Source organism: Bacillus sp. FSL W7-1582, assembly GCF_038593325.1.
In the GTDB taxonomy this organism is placed as follows: domain Bacteria; phylum Bacillota; class Bacilli; order Bacillales; family Bacillaceae; genus Bacillus; species Bacillus altitudinis.
On the sequence record NZ_CP151987.1, the window covers coordinates 2,042,719 to 2,056,435 of the forward strand.

General features: G+C 41.9%; 18 protein-coding genes. 1 reads left to right on the forward strand and 17 read right to left on the reverse strand.

Annotated features, from left to right (window positions below):
* Positions 1-12: 12 nt before the first annotated feature.
* The 10 genes from panD to NSQ11_RS10440 all read right to left on the reverse strand — a co-directional run bounded on the left by panD (position 13) and on the right by NSQ11_RS10440 (position 7,862).
* A complete protein-coding gene (panD, locus tag NSQ11_RS10395; RefSeq protein WP_017359738.1) occupies positions 13-396 on the reverse strand; it encodes an aspartate 1-decarboxylase in 384 nt (127 codons plus the stop codon).
* Positions 389-1,255, reverse strand: coding sequence for a pantoate--beta-alanine ligase (gene panC, locus NSQ11_RS10400; RefSeq protein ID WP_046527069.1), 867 nt, complete (start codon positions 1,253-1,255; stop codon positions 389-391). The genes panD and panC overlap by 8 nt, the downstream gene beginning before the upstream one ends.
* Positions 1,252-2,091: a 3-methyl-2-oxobutanoate hydroxymethyltransferase gene (gene panB, locus NSQ11_RS10405; RefSeq protein WP_342501102.1), complete on the reverse strand. Its 840-nt coding sequence runs from the start codon at positions 2,089-2,091 to the stop codon at positions 1,252-1,254. Before panB ends, panC begins: the two co-directional genes overlap by 4 nt.
* A 199-nt stretch (positions 2,092-2,290) precedes the next feature.
* A complete protein-coding gene (locus tag NSQ11_RS10410; RefSeq protein WP_254505563.1) occupies positions 2,291-3,274 on the reverse strand; it encodes a biotin--[acetyl-CoA-carboxylase] ligase in 984 nt (327 codons plus the stop codon).
* On the reverse strand, positions 3,247-4,449 hold the full coding sequence (locus NSQ11_RS10415; RefSeq protein WP_342501103.1) for a CCA tRNA nucleotidyltransferase: 1,203 nt from the start codon (positions 4,447-4,449) through the stop codon (positions 3,247-3,249). Before NSQ11_RS10415 ends, NSQ11_RS10410 begins: the two co-directional genes overlap by 28 nt.
* Positions 4,442-5,587: an N-acetyl-alpha-D-glucosaminyl L-malate synthase BshA gene (bshA, locus tag NSQ11_RS10420; RefSeq protein ID WP_008344584.1), complete on the reverse strand. Its 1,146-nt coding sequence runs from the start codon at positions 5,585-5,587 to the stop codon at positions 4,442-4,444. The genes NSQ11_RS10415 and bshA overlap by 8 nt, the downstream gene beginning before the upstream one ends.
* 2 nt (positions 5,588-5,589) lie before the next feature.
* Positions 5,590-6,294, reverse strand: coding sequence for a bacillithiol biosynthesis deacetylase BshB1 (gene bshB1, locus NSQ11_RS10425; RefSeq protein WP_017367496.1), 705 nt, complete (start codon positions 6,292-6,294; stop codon positions 5,590-5,592).
* Positions 6,281-6,700 carry a methylglyoxal synthase gene (gene mgsA, locus NSQ11_RS10430; RefSeq protein ID WP_008344580.1) on the reverse strand — a complete coding sequence of 140 codons (420 nt, stop codon included), beginning with the start codon at positions 6,698-6,700 and terminating at the stop codon, positions 6,281-6,283. Before mgsA ends, bshB1 begins: the two co-directional genes overlap by 14 nt.
* A gap of 17 nt (positions 6,701-6,717) precedes the next feature.
* A complete protein-coding gene (gene dapB / locus NSQ11_RS10435; protein WP_017359745.1) occupies positions 6,718-7,521 on the reverse strand; it encodes a 4-hydroxy-tetrahydrodipicolinate reductase in 804 nt (267 codons plus the stop codon).
* 5 nt (positions 7,522-7,526) lie between these two features.
* The gene (locus tag NSQ11_RS10440; RefSeq protein WP_008344575.1) at positions 7,527-7,862 is read right to left on the reverse strand and encodes a nucleotide pyrophosphohydrolase; all 336 of its coding nucleotides are present in this window, start codon (positions 7,860-7,862) and stop codon (positions 7,527-7,529) included.
* A 137-nt stretch (positions 7,863-7,999) separates the two neighbouring features.
* Between NSQ11_RS10440 and NSQ11_RS10445 the strand changes: the two genes are divergently transcribed.
* Positions 8,000-8,872: a YitT family protein gene (locus tag NSQ11_RS10445; protein ID WP_003215598.1), complete on the forward strand. Its 873-nt coding sequence runs from the start codon at positions 8,000-8,002 to the stop codon at positions 8,870-8,872.
* A 30-nt stretch (positions 8,873-8,902) separates the two neighbouring features.
* On the opposite strand, the gene ypjB is transcribed toward NSQ11_RS10445, so the two are convergent.
* The 7 genes from ypjB to NSQ11_RS10480 form a co-directional block, all read right to left on the reverse strand.
* Positions 8,903-9,709, reverse strand: coding sequence for a sporulation protein YpjB (ypjB, locus tag NSQ11_RS10450; protein WP_008344572.1), 807 nt, complete (start codon positions 9,707-9,709; stop codon positions 8,903-8,905).
* Positions 9,710-9,774: 65 nt separating this feature from the next.
* Positions 9,775-10,368, reverse strand: coding sequence for a DUF1405 domain-containing protein (locus NSQ11_RS10455; protein ID WP_017359746.1), 594 nt, complete (start codon positions 10,366-10,368; stop codon positions 9,775-9,777).
* A 102-nt stretch (positions 10,369-10,470) separates the two neighbouring features.
* Positions 10,471-11,238 (reverse strand): menaquinol-cytochrome c reductase cytochrome b/c subunit, encoded by a 768-nt coding sequence (locus NSQ11_RS10460; RefSeq protein ID WP_008344567.1) that lies wholly within the window; start codon positions 11,236-11,238, stop codon positions 10,471-10,473.
* Positions 11,239-11,279: 41 nt separating this feature from the next.
* Positions 11,280-11,954: a menaquinol-cytochrome c reductase cytochrome b subunit gene (qcrB, locus tag NSQ11_RS10465; RefSeq protein ID WP_003215804.1), complete on the reverse strand. Its 675-nt coding sequence runs from the start codon at positions 11,952-11,954 to the stop codon at positions 11,280-11,282.
* A gap of 2 nt (positions 11,955-11,956) precedes the next feature.
* A complete protein-coding gene (locus NSQ11_RS10470; RefSeq protein ID WP_007500911.1) occupies positions 11,957-12,463 on the reverse strand; it encodes a ubiquinol-cytochrome c reductase iron-sulfur subunit in 507 nt (168 codons plus the stop codon).
* Between the two features lie 144 nt (positions 12,464-12,607).
* Positions 12,608-13,054, reverse strand: coding sequence for a YpiF family protein (locus NSQ11_RS10475; protein WP_007500913.1), 447 nt, complete (start codon positions 13,052-13,054; stop codon positions 12,608-12,610).
* Positions 13,055-13,115: 61 nt separating this feature from the next.
* On the reverse strand, positions 13,116-13,655 hold the full coding sequence (locus tag NSQ11_RS10480; protein ID WP_008344562.1) for a ReoY family proteolytic degradation factor: 540 nt from the start codon (positions 13,653-13,655) through the stop codon (positions 13,116-13,118).
* Positions 13,656-13,717 lie beyond the last annotated feature (62 nt).

Below are 13,717 nucleotides of genomic sequence, written 5' to 3' on the forward strand. Positions count from 1 at the left end.
TGTGAGCGTGCGTTATAAAATCGTTCTCGCAGGCTCTTGCCCAATCATTTGTTCAATTTGATTTTGTTTATTTAACACGACCACTTTAGGTGTGTGCGATTTCGCTTCTTCCTCTGACAACATCCCATAAGCGATAATAATGACTTCATCTCCTGGCTGAACCAATCTTGCTGCCGCACCATTTAAACAAATGACACCGCTCTTTCTTTCTCCAGGGATGATATATGTTTCAAGTCTAGCACCATTGTGATTATTGACAATTTGCACTTTCTCATTTGCCATCATGCCTGCCGCATCAAGCAAATCTTCGTCGATGGTAATACTGCCTACATAGTGTAAGTTTGCTTCAGTCACTGTCGCTTTATGAAGTTTCGAGGTCATAAAAGTTCTATACATGCTTTTCACCGCTTTCAGGAACATGGAAAATCACATTATCAATCAGTCTTGCCCGGGAGAACTTCACAGCAGTGGCAATGATCACTTGGCCCGTTAAGTGCTGAAGAGGTTCAAGCTCTGGGTAGGAGTAAATGTCAATATAATCGATTTCTCCACTCGTTTGAAGAATCTCCTCTTCCACTAATTGATAAATACGATTTACATCATGTTCACCATTTTCTACAGCTGTCTGTCCTTTTTTTAATGCCCGATATAAAGCAGGTGCTTCTTGCCTTTCTGTTTCAGACAAATACACGTTCCTTGAACTTTTCGCTAAACCGTCTTCTTCTCGAACAGTAGGAACAGACACAAGGTGAAGATCAAAAAAGAAATCCTTGATCATCGCATCGATAACAGCGACTTGCTGTGCATCCTTTAGCCCAAAGTATACATTGGTTGGTGCGACAAGGTGAAACAGCTTTGTCAGCACCGTGACAACGCCGTCGAAGTGTCCTGGGCGTTTCTTCCCGCATAAGACGTCTGTACGCTTTTGAACAGTCATCGTAACCGATGGCTCGTCTTTGTACATTTCCTTCACACCAGGTGTAAATAATATATCTACTCCAGTTTCTTCGGCAAGACGCTGGTCTCTTTTCATATCTCTTGGATAGGATTCAAAGTCTTCATTCGGTCCAAATTGCAATGGATTGACAAAGATGCTCATCACCACAATGTCATTTTGATCTCTTGCTTCTTTTGCAAGCGTAAGATGTCCTTCATGAAGGAAACCCATTGTAGGGACAAATCCAATGGAATGCTGCTTCTTTTGATGCTGCTTGATCATTTCTTTTAATTCATGAATATGGGAGACAACCTTCATTCCTTGATCCCCCCATATAAACCATCAAGGACTTCTTCTTTCATATGAAAGGTATGAGCATCCTCTGGGAATGTGCGTGCTTTTACTTCTTTTGTATATTGTATGAGCGCTTCTTCTAATACAGCATCGATTTGCGCGTATTGTTTCACAAATTTAGGTGTTCTAGACACGCCGTACCCTACCACATCATGGTAAACGAGAACTTGTCCATCTGCTTCAGCCCCTGCCCCAATTCCGATCACAGGAACCTTTAGCATGTCAGTAATCCGTTTTGTCAGTTCACCAGGTACACACTCTAACACAAGGGCGATGGCACCTGCTTCCTCACATTTCAGACTATCTTCAATCAATTTCTGTGCACTCTCTTTGTCTTTTCCTTGCACTTTATAGCCGCCAAGGACACCGACTGATTGAGGGGTGAGGCCTAAATGGCTTACAACAGGAATGCCGCCTCTTGTAAGTGCTTGAATGGATTCAAATACTCCGTCTCCACCTTCAAGCTTTAATGCATCAGCACCGCTTTCTTGCATAATGCGTGCTGCATTTTTCATCGTTTCTTCTAATGAATAATGATAAGACATAAATGGCATATCCGTCACAACAAATGTGTCTTTTGCGCCTCTTTTCACTGCTTTTGTGTGATGAATCATATCATCCATCGTCACTTGCACTGTGGAATCAAGTCCAAGGACAACCATCCCAAGTGAGTCACCAACTAAGATCATGTCGACTTCCGCTTTTTCCGCTTGCTTTGCAGCTGGATAGTCGTATGCTGTCAGCATCACGATAGGTTCGTTTTGTTCTTTCATTTTGAAAAAATCTAACTTTGTCTTCATTTGTTCCTCCTCATTCTGGAGAGGAGATGGCTTGTCTGATCTCACACGCTTTTATCTCTCATGTGCAGACGAATCATCCCTCTGTCCAAGTCCCTTAGGATCAAGGCAGAAATTTATCGAATTTTTCTTCCTAACAGGTACAGTTCTTTTTCAGATACTGCCCACACGAAGTATATCAAAAATGTGCCGGGTGTTCCACTTAAGTTGACTTGATCTCAATGTCAGCGGAGTAGATGTTTTGGATTCCGCCCTCCGTTTCGAGTAAGAGAACGCCTTCATCGTTAATCCCAAGCGCCGTTCCAGCATATTGTCCATTGACGGTGCGTGCGATGATACGCTTTCCAATGGTCATCGCATACGATTCCCATAATTGTTTGATCGGAGCAAAACCATAAGTCATATATTCATCATACCTTTTTTCAAAGGTGGACATGATGGTTTGAATCATTGCCGCTCTGTCTACCTTTTCACCCAGCTCCATTTGCAAACTCGTCGCAACATCCTTTAATTCTTCAGGAAAATCATTTGCCGTCTGATTCACGTTAATGCCTGGGCCAATAATGACTGCGTGAACTTGGTCAGCTTCTGCTTTTAATTCAGTCAAAATACCAACGACCTTTTTTCCGTTTAGCAAAATATCGTTTGGCCATTTGATCGATGGACTGAGACCCGTTTGCTGCGCTATGGCTTCAGCGATCGCGACAGATGCTAAAAGCGTCATTTGCGGCGCTTTGTGCAGCGGTATTTCTGGCCGGAGAATCAAACTCATCCATATGCCTGTCCCATTTGGTGAGTGCCACGTTCTTTGAAGGCGTCCTTTTCCGTTTGTCTGATGATCACTGACAACAAGCGAGCCGTGCGGGGCTCCTTTATTGACGAGGTCATGGGCAATGAGCTGAGTTGAGGCGACTTCTTCTTGAAAATAAATATGCCTGCCAAACAGCTCTGTTTCCAAACCAAACAGAATTTCGTCTTCACTAATTTTGTCCGGTTTACGAAGCAGCCGGTATCCTTTTCTTCTGACCGCTTCGACCTCATATCCCTCTTTTCGCAAATCCTCTATATGCTTCCATACTGCCGTTCGGGAGCAGCCAAGCTCATCACATATTTGCTGGCTTGAGACAAAATCTTGCTCAGATGCTGTAAATAGTTCAATTAATCGTTTTCTAATCGCTGATCGCACGCTATGAGCCACTCCTCTATGGCTTCTTTTCGGTTTTCAAGCTGGTTTTGCAAAACGGCTTTTTTCACAGAAGCAAGCTCTTCTGCAATCCATTTACCAGCTGGCTTTTGCCGAAAGGCCATCAAATCTTTTCCTGACACTGCAAGGTCTTGAAGCTGTTTAATCGGCAACGCATCATATGAACGTTTCGCCGCCTCCAGCTCATCAAAGAAAATGCGACGCTCATGTTTGAGCTGCGTGATTTTCATACTAGAAAGCAGGACATGTTCACCAGCTTCAAACATTTTTTCCGCATCCCAGTCACAATCAACATATTTGCTAATGACAACGGCTTCTTTTAAAAGTTTCGTTGATAACTTCCATTCTTTTAAAAAGGACACCGCCTCCGCCTCTTCTAGACCAAGTAAATGGATAAAGGCTCCCCACACCTCATCTAACCCATCCAATAAATAATACGGGAAAGCTTGGAACGTTTCATTCAGCTGATCCTTTTTGAGACCGGGCAATTCTTCATACAATTTGGTGGAGATGAGCACCTTGATGGCTTGCTCACAGTAGCGTCCTTTTAAAAGTTTTTCCATTTCGATTTTTTTGCGTTCAACAGATATGTTGGCAAGCAGATGTTTATCTTTTTTCATTGCTTCTTCCGTCTCTTTAGAAAGCTCAAACCCGAGCTGGCTTAAAAACCGTACCGCTCTCATCATCCGAAGCGCGTCTTCTTGAAAGCGGCAAGCAGGATCTCCAACCGTTTGAATTCGTCTCCGCTTAATATCCCGCTTGCCGCCTACATGGTCAATGATGTCACCATGGATATCCATGGCTACTGCATTGATCGTTAAATCTCTTCTTAAAAGATCTTCTTTTAATGATGAAATAAACGCCACTTCTTTAGGCCGGCGAAAGTCTTCATATTCTGATTCAGTCCGAAACGTAGTGACCTCATAGCTGACCCCGTCAAGTAACACAATAACAGTGCCATGCTCTTTGCCGACATCTACTGTTTTATCAAATAAAGACTCCACCACATCAGGTGTGGCATCTGTCGCAATATCGATATCCCCAACTTCCCTGCCTAAAAGGACATCTCTCACCGCACCGCCGACAAAATAAGCTTGATACCCATGTTCGTGCAGCGTATGTAAAATAGGGATCGCATGTGTGAATGGTTCATTCATCTTCAACATCACCTTCGATCAATTCTAAGTAAAGCTCTTCATACTCTCTCACAATTTTGTCAGAAGAGAAATTGGCTTCCACACTAGACTTGGCTGCCATCGATATTTGCTGATGGAGCGCATTGTCTTTCAGAATAGTGATGGCATGTTTTGCTGCTCCATCTACATCACCAAGCGGAACAAGGAATCCTGTCTCTCCATGTGCAATCACCTCTGGAATTCCTCCAACGTCTGTTCCTATACAAGGTACTCCGCATGCCATTGCTTCAAGTAGTACAAGACCAAAACTCTCTTTCTCAGAAAGCAGCAGCTTCAAATCACTAATCGAATAGAGCTCCTCCACCTTCTCTTGCTTGCCTAAAAATAGCACGCGGTCCGTTAATCCAAGCTTTTTCACAAGCTCGCAAACAACCGATTTTTCAGGTCCGTCCCCAATCAGTAGCAGTTTTGCATTCACCTGTTCAGAAATCTGTTTAAACACATGGATCACGTCATGCACCCGCTTCACTTTACGGAAATTTGATACATGGATGACGACCTTCTCATCCTGCAGAAGACCATAATGCGTCTTCAGCACTTCGTGATCTTCACGCAAATATACGCGCTCATCGACGAAATTATGGATCGTATCAATTTTTTTATTCGGTTTAATCAGATCGTATGTCTGCGCAGCTAATGAATGTGATACAGCCGTTACGCGGTCAGATGATTCGATCGCAAACCGGATGACTTCCTTTAAAGATGGGTCATAGCCTAAAACCGTAATATCCGTCCCGTGAAGCGTGGTGACGACTTTGACAGACTGTCCAGTCATTTGCTTAGCTAAGAACGCACAGACGGCGTGAGGGACCGCATAATGCGCATGAATAATATCAAGCTTCTCTCGTTTTGCCACTTCTGCGAGTTTACTTGCCAGTGCAAGGTCATAAGGCGGATATTGAAACACAGCATATTGATTGACATCCACCTCATGAAAATAAATATTCGGATACACTTTATTGAGTCTAAACGGAATACTTGAGGTAATGAAATGAACATCGTGCCCTTTTTCAGCTAAACGTTTTCCAAGCTCTGTGGCAATAATGCCCGAACCGCCAACACTCGGATAACAAGTGATTCCGATCTTCAATTTTTTCATAATTACCCCCCAAGTAAGTCATCGTCCATCAAAAGTGGCTTCTTTGTCAGAAACCCTTCTGCAAAAGGTTTATTGACTTCCCTTCCATACATCGACTCTCTCATTTTGACAAAATCAATATAACCATTTACAAGCGGTGTCTCCACTGAACTCTCTGTTTTGACAAATTGGCTTTTATACGCATGTAAGCTATCAATTTTTTGGTTCATCTCGTCTGAGATATCGATCACAAAATCTGGACGATGGTGGCCATTAATCATGTAATAATACATCTGGCTTATTTTATGCGCTGGCTGCTTGTATGAATCTTCAAATTTATGTATACCTGCAGAAAAAGCGGCCTCTTCTACAAGTGAACCCGCATGACCATGATCAGGATGTCGATCTTGGTGGTGCGGGGCAAAAATAAGTTTTGGTTTATATGTTCGGATGACACCTGCAATTTCTTTTATCGCTTCGTCATTCAGATAAAGTCCTCTATCTGGCAGCGTGAGCTGGATTCGAGTCGTGACGCCTAAAATGGCAGCGGCTGCTCTGGCCTCTTCTTTTCGGCTGTCAATCGTTCCATTTGAAGATAATTCAGCCTGAGTCAAGTCACAAATCCCAACACGTGCCCCTTTTTTTACGTATTTTGCAATCGTTCCACCCATACCGATCTCTACATCATCACTATGGGCACCGAATGCAAGGATATCAAGTGGTTTCATGCGTTCCTCCGTTTTTTGCTACATCTCGAAAATCAAACGTACCTTTATTTAAATTCCTGACTAAAATTTCGGCAGTCCCCATATTGGTTGCTAATGGGATGGCATACACATCGCAAAGCCGGATGAGTGCAGATACATCCGGTTCATGCGGCTGTGCAGTGAGAGGGTCTCTAAAAAAGAGCACAAGATCCATTGCATTATCAGCAATCATGGCACCAATCTGCTGATCCCCTCCAAGTGGTCCTGATTGGAAACGATGAACGGGAAGCCCAGTCGCTTCTTTCACTCTTAAACCTGTGGTTCCTGTTGCATAAAGTGTATGATCTGCCAAAAGATCTCGATACGCAATGGCGAATTGAATCATGTCACTTTTTTTCTTATCGTGAGCGATTAAAGCAATGTTCATCAGGGATCCACTCCTTATTAGTCGATAATATTTTCTAAGCCATAAACGAGTTGATCAATATGCATCACCTGTTCAACAGAAAGCTTCACACCTGACATAAAGGATGCACGGTTATAAGAATCATGACGGATCGTGAGCGTCTGTCCGTCCATTCCAAACAGCACTTCTTGATGTGCAATCATGCCTGGAAGTCTTACGCTGTGAAGGCGGATGCCATCATAATCTGCTCCTCGTGCACCTTCGATTAGTTCTTTTTCTTCAGGGTGCCCCTGCTTTTTGCTTTCTCTTACTTCTGCGATCATTTCAGCTGTTTTTAGTCCTGTACCGCTCGGAGCGTCCAATTTTTTATCATGATGAAGCTCAATGATTTCAACATCAGGAAAATAATTTGCTGCCATTTTGGCAAACTTCATCATTAAAACAGCACCAACAGCAAAGTTAGGCGCAATAATACAGCCTATCCCTTTTTCTTCTGTTAATTGCTGAAGTTCTTTTAGGTCGTCTTCTGAAAAACCTGTTGTGCCTACGACTGGACGTACGCCATGTTCAAGGGCTTTTTTTGTATGTACTTTCCCGATTTCTGGGGTCGTCAAATCAATTAATACATCCGGTGCTGTTTCTGAAAGACACACGTCAATATCCGTATAAATGGGCGCATCAGATGTTGTATGAAGCACATCAGATAGCTTTTTCCCCTCATGTGTGTGATCAAGTGCTGCTACCAGTTCAAAATGGCTTGTTTCTTCTGCAAGCTTGACAGCCTCTATCCCCATTCTTCCTCTTGCTCCAGCGATTACGACTTTGATGGTTTGATTCGTCATCTTCTCTACTTCCCTTCTTTTTTCGTCCAGCGATCTTTGTCTCTTGTATTGAATTTATGCATCACACGATCATGGGCTTCTTCAAGTGATATATTGAGTGAATTGGCAAGGCATGTTAACACAAACAGCACATCGCCAATTTCTTCTTCCATGCTTTTTTCTGTTTCAGTTGTTTTTTTCGGCTTTTCTCCATAGTAATGGTTAACCTCTCTTGCCAGCTCACCTAATTCTTCTGTCAGACGGGCCATCATGGCAAGCGGGCTGAAATAGCCTTCTTTAAATTGTCCTATGTAATCATCTACTTCTTGCTGCACGTGACGCAGCGTTTTTTCATTCGTCATGAAGCTCATCCTCCTATCCATCTCTTACATGTTAGCGAAATCATAAATATTTGACAAATGTTTAAAACTCAGTTTGCTTGTTTCTCTTCCATACCATATAATATTATCGCTGTCTAAGCAAAAAAAGGAGTGATCTTTTGCTAAAAGAAATTCGTCTTAAAAATATCGTATTTATTTTAATAGGATCTGCGATTTTTTCTTTCGGCCTTGTTCATTTTAATATGCAGAACAACTTGGCGGAAGGCGGATTTACAGGTATCACACTGCTTTTATATTTTCTATTTCACATTGATCCATCTATTTCAAACCTTGTGTTAAACATTCCGATCTTTTTTATCGGCTGGAAAATGCTTGGAAGAACCATGTTTACATATACAATTGTCGGAACCGTCAGTCTTTCTGTCTTTCTAGCCATCTTCCAGCGCTTTCAAATACATATGCCTCTTCAGCACGATTTAGCCTTAGCCGCACTTTTTGCAGGTGTGTTTATCGGAACAGGCCTCGGAATCATCTTTAAATTCGGCGGGACAACAGGCGGCGTTGACATTATTGCAAGATTGATCAACAAACATTATCAAGTCGCAATGGGAAGAACGATGTTTATCTTCGACGCGTGCGTCATTACCATCTCTCTCACCTATTTAAATTACAAAGAAGCCATGTATACACTTGTTGCCGTATTTGTTGCTGCAAAAGTCATCGACTTCATGCAAGAAGGCGCTTACGCTGCCAAAGGAGCGATGATTATTTCTGAAAAGGATGACATCATTCAAAAGAAAATCACAGAGGAAATGGAGCGTGGAGTGACCATTTTAAAGGGTGTCGGCTCCTATACGAAACAGGAACGCAACGTCCTTTACTGCGTCGTTCCAAAAAATGAGCTTGTCCACCTCAAGAGCGTCGTAACTTCCGTCGATCCTCATGCCTTTGTATCAGTGAGTGACGTGCATGACGTACTTGGTGAAGGCTTCACATTAGATGAACATAAAAAGCCGCTCAATCCCCATTAAAAAAGAAGCCCGATAACGGTGCTTCTTTTTTTATGACTTTGGATAATCGGCTTGTCTCTTTTGCTTTTTTTCTTTTTCAGCACGGTATTTCCTAAACCCAACATACGTTAAAGTGAGTAAAATCATACTTCCTGTTGTTAAAATGACCCATAAAAGCGATGGATCCGCTTCATCTTGATCAACGTTCGCAAACACACTTGATAAATCCTCTTCGAGTTTCGTGAGACGCTCAAGCTTTGTCCCACTCGATGCTTTTAAAAATTCACCTTGTTCAATTACTTCCATGTGCTGCTTAATCGTTTGCAGCTTTTCAGGCGAGATATCAATGGTTAAACTCGGATAAATCATATCATACAATGAAACCAGCTCATTCCAAGTTTCATAGAACGTCGTCGATTCTGGATCTTTTACTTCTTTCTTTAATGTCGGAAAAGACCCCATAATCGGCTTCTCGAGAGATCCCCAAAGAGGTTCTGAATTTGATTGTATCGCATCGAGAAGCATTCTAAACTGAGAGGCATACCGAAGTTTTTCGCGCTCATTTAAGTCTTCCTGCGGGAGTCCTTTAATGATATCTTGATAGCCAAGTGTAATTTGCCGAACCTGCGTATTCGTCAAAGTTCCGCGCCAATTCTCAGCTTTAAATGTCTTTTCAGCATACAATGCAACTTGTAATGCCTCATCATATTTAGCTTGTCTCGTTAATTGAAAGATTGAATCTGATAGTTCCGTTAATTCTTGCAGCGCTTTAGCAGCTGTTGTTTCCTCACCTTTTGCAGCAGCTGGATGCAAGACAAGAAATAATAATAGAATCATCGCGATTGACTTTCGTTTCATGCAAGTCCCTCCTAGCCTTTCTCCATACAGCGTATGAAGAAAAGGACAAGGTTAGACCAACATTGTTAAGGGAGTTCAAGCTTGACCGATTTTTTCGAGATGACAAGATAATACGAAACAAGAAGAACGGCAATACTTAACCAAAACGTCACGTAGCCGATCTCATTTGAATAGGCAGAAAGCATAGAATAACGCGGCATCATTCCAAATACATAATCAATCACATCATTATGTAAAATCCATATGCCTGCTACAACCAAATGACGCATTTGAAAACGATAATACGGCGCAAATAACACAGCCTGTACCGCCATCGCAAAGTGCGAACCAATTAGCATATATCCTTCCCAAGGAAAATCATCAACAGAAACGAGCACGAAAAGATTCATCCCTACAGCCCATAATCCATATTTGATCAAGGTGACAAGGGCCAGTGCTTCAAAATAAGGAGCATGGCGTTTCATTAGAAAGGCTAGTAATACAAATAAAAAGAAAAAGCTTGCCGTCGGACTGTCTGGAACAAAAGGTAAAAAGATAGCCGGCGTCTCAACGAGCTGCGGGATATACCAGTAGTAGCCGTACACAGTACCAAGAAAGTTGACAATGAGCACCAGCACAAGCATGTAGCGTGTGGCTAGCAAATATTGAATCCATCTCATATTTCTCTTCACTCACGATCTGTTAAAATCAGAAAAAAGCTGACAGCGCCAGCTTTTTTCTCCTTTTGAGTATATCCTTGTACTTGCATTTAAACAACTGAATTATTTAGATTTGACCTCAGATAAATATTTCGAGAGCTTTTCAAGTTCTTCATCGCTGCCTTTAAAAATGCCCTTAGGCATGTTGCCTTTACCTTCTACAGCGATTTTCGCAATTTCCTCTGGTGCTAAACCATTGTCAACAAGTGACGGTCCAGCTGCCCCGCCTTGCATATTATCTCCGTGACAGGAGATACATGTCTGCTCTTGATAGATTTTATACTCTTCAGCTGAGGTATCAATCTCTGCTTCTTTCTTGATTTCACCTTGCTTCGCAGCTGCTTCCCAGTCATGAGTAGCAACAGATTCCCATGTTAAATAGGTTGCTGCACCAACTGCAAGAATCATCATCCCAACTGCAATTGGTCTTCGATATGGCCTGCGTTCAGGACCAGAATCAAGAAATGGTGCGAGTAAAAGAGCACCAAACGCAATTCCAGGCATAATCATTGCGCCAACTACCGTATAGCTCCCTGCAGCAAACTCATATTTTAACAACTGGTACAAAAATAGGAAATACCAGTCTGGCAGCGGAATATAGCCCGTATCTGTCGGATCAGCCATCCGCTCAAGCGGAGGTGCATGAACAACAGTTAGGACAAGAAATCCAATTAAAAAAACAGCACCTACAAGCCATTCCTTTAAAAGAAAGTTCGGCCAAAAGGCTTCGGTTTTTCCCGGATATTCGGAATAGTCTTTAGGTATGTTAGGTTTTCTTTCTGCCGGTATTCTGGAATCTCCGACAAACTTCATCCCTTTTCCCCTATGCAAAGTCATCCCCTCCTCATTGAACATTCATCAAACGCAAAATTTTACAGCGGTCCAGAAATTCCTTGCTTACGAATCATAATAAAGTGGGCAGCCATCAGCCCAAATAATGCCGCTGGCAAGAAAAAGACATGGATAGCGAAAAATCTCGTCAGCGTTTGTGCACCTACAATGTCAGGATGACCTGCAAGCAACGTTTTAATCTCTTTCCCAATGAAAGGTGTCGCCTCTGCAATTTGAAGACCAACCTTCGTCGCAAATAGCGCCTTCATATCCCACGGTAAAAGATATCCTGTAAAACCAAGTCCAAGCATCACAAAGAAAATGAGCACACCGACAATCCAGTTTAGCTCTCTAGGCTTTTTATACGCCCCTTGGAAAAAGACCCTCAGCGTATGTAAAAACATCATAACAATGACTAGACTCGCACCCCAGTGGTGCATCCCTCTTACAATCTGTCCAAATGCCACTTCATTTTGCAAATAATAGACAGATTCCCATGCATTTTTAATATCCGGTACATAATACATCGTTAAAAACATGCCCGAAAGGACTTGAATGACCGTCACAAAAAACGTTAAACCGCCAAAACAATACACAAAAGCAGAGAAATGATGTGCTGGATTGACGTGCTCAGGCACTTCATGATCCGCAATGTCTCTCCATATCGGTGTGATGTCCAGCCGCTCATCTACCCAATCGTAAATCTTGTTAAGCATCGTTACCCTTCCCCTTTCGGCACAGCTTTTCCAAGATAGAGGTATCCGTCCTTCACTTGCTGCTTATAATGATCAAGCGGTGCAAGCGGTGGAGTTCCGGGTACGTTTGTACCATCCTTGTCGTACAGCCCATAATGGCAAGGGCAGAAAAATTTGTTTGGATTTTTCGGATCACTGTTCCAGTTCACTGTACATCCCAAATGTTTACAGATTGGCGATAAAGCGACAATTTCATCCCCTTCTTTGTACACCCATGCAGACCTAGATTCCTTTGACTCATACCATGCATCTACTTGATCAATTTTAAAGTCAAAGCGCTTCGGTTCTTTTGTCAGTTCATCTACACTGACAACTTGAACCATATCCTGATCCTCTGTTCCTTTTAGCACAGGGTCAAGCGCAAAGCGAACCATAGGCATGAGCATTCCAGCGGCCATAAATCCCCCCACGCCGGTCAACGTGTAATTCAAAAATTGACGCCTGGACACTCCATGTCTCTTCTCGCTCATTTTTTTCTCCCCCCCTCAGGTCGTCAGCTACTTTATAACTGAATTAGAAAAAATTTCATAAAACTAGGACACCCTCATAATATATCAATCTATTCACAAGGTCAACAGCCTAAAAAGCTATGTACAATGCAAATGTAAGGGTTTTTATGAAGGGTTCCATTTTTGTAACAAAAAGTTCAAAATTTGTTCTACACTGTCTTGAATGACTTTTTGCTTTAAATTGACCTTTAAATGCTCAAGCGGAACAGACTGCAATATAAATGCCGATTCGCTCACTTCTAGCTGTTCTTTCCATTTGTTATCAGATGTGATAAACACAACATGCTGAAAATGTTCTTGCAATGATTGTTTTACTGCAAGTATGTCTTCTTGCTTACGATGATTTACTTCTAAATATGTATGTGGAGGAAAAAGAAACACTCTGCCTTTCAGTTGCCTTTCAAGATCCTCTGCCACAAGCATTGTAAACTCACCTAAAGACACGGTTTGTTTGATATGGCTTGCATCTATCCCAACTAATGGAATGATAGCGGTATCAATGTAATCTTTAGATTGTAAAAAGAGATCCGCGTCCTCCGCCTGAAACTTCATCTAGTTCCCCTCTTTCATCACATAAGCCCTGCCTGTATAGGGCAAGGCTTATTGGCTTGGTTTATGATAATAGGCTTAATTCTTTTGCTAACTTATTAAATGTTTCTTGATCATGACGGTCAAGCGCTTCATCGATTTCTTTCATCAGCCGTTCTTTTTGGAAAGTAGCGATAGAATGCTCTAGCACTTTCTCAGCAAGATCTTTATCTTTTTCATTTTCATATAGATCTTTAGGAATATGAGGATTTGTTTCAAGTACAGCGGCATATTCCGGCGAACGATATGCAGATCGGAAATTCAATTGAATAAACAAATCTTGCTGTTTATTCAAACGAATATCATGAAATGATTTTTCTGCATCTGTCGTCATGATATTTTCTTTATAAAATCTAAAGGGAACTTCATCCACACAGTGTGTTGACATAATAATTCCCCTTGGGCAAAATTCTGCTTGCTCTACAAAATGAACCTTTTCCATCAAAGAGTCGTGACTCATTAAATAATTTAATATCCAAACACACTCTCTTCGCTTTAACTGATAATGGTTTAAGAACCACCGGATAAATTCCTTCTTTTCATTGACAGAAACAGGGGTCTGCATGTTATTCCCTCCTCTATCGTAAATTAAATTGCTATACATGAATTATTCAACAAACCAGTTCT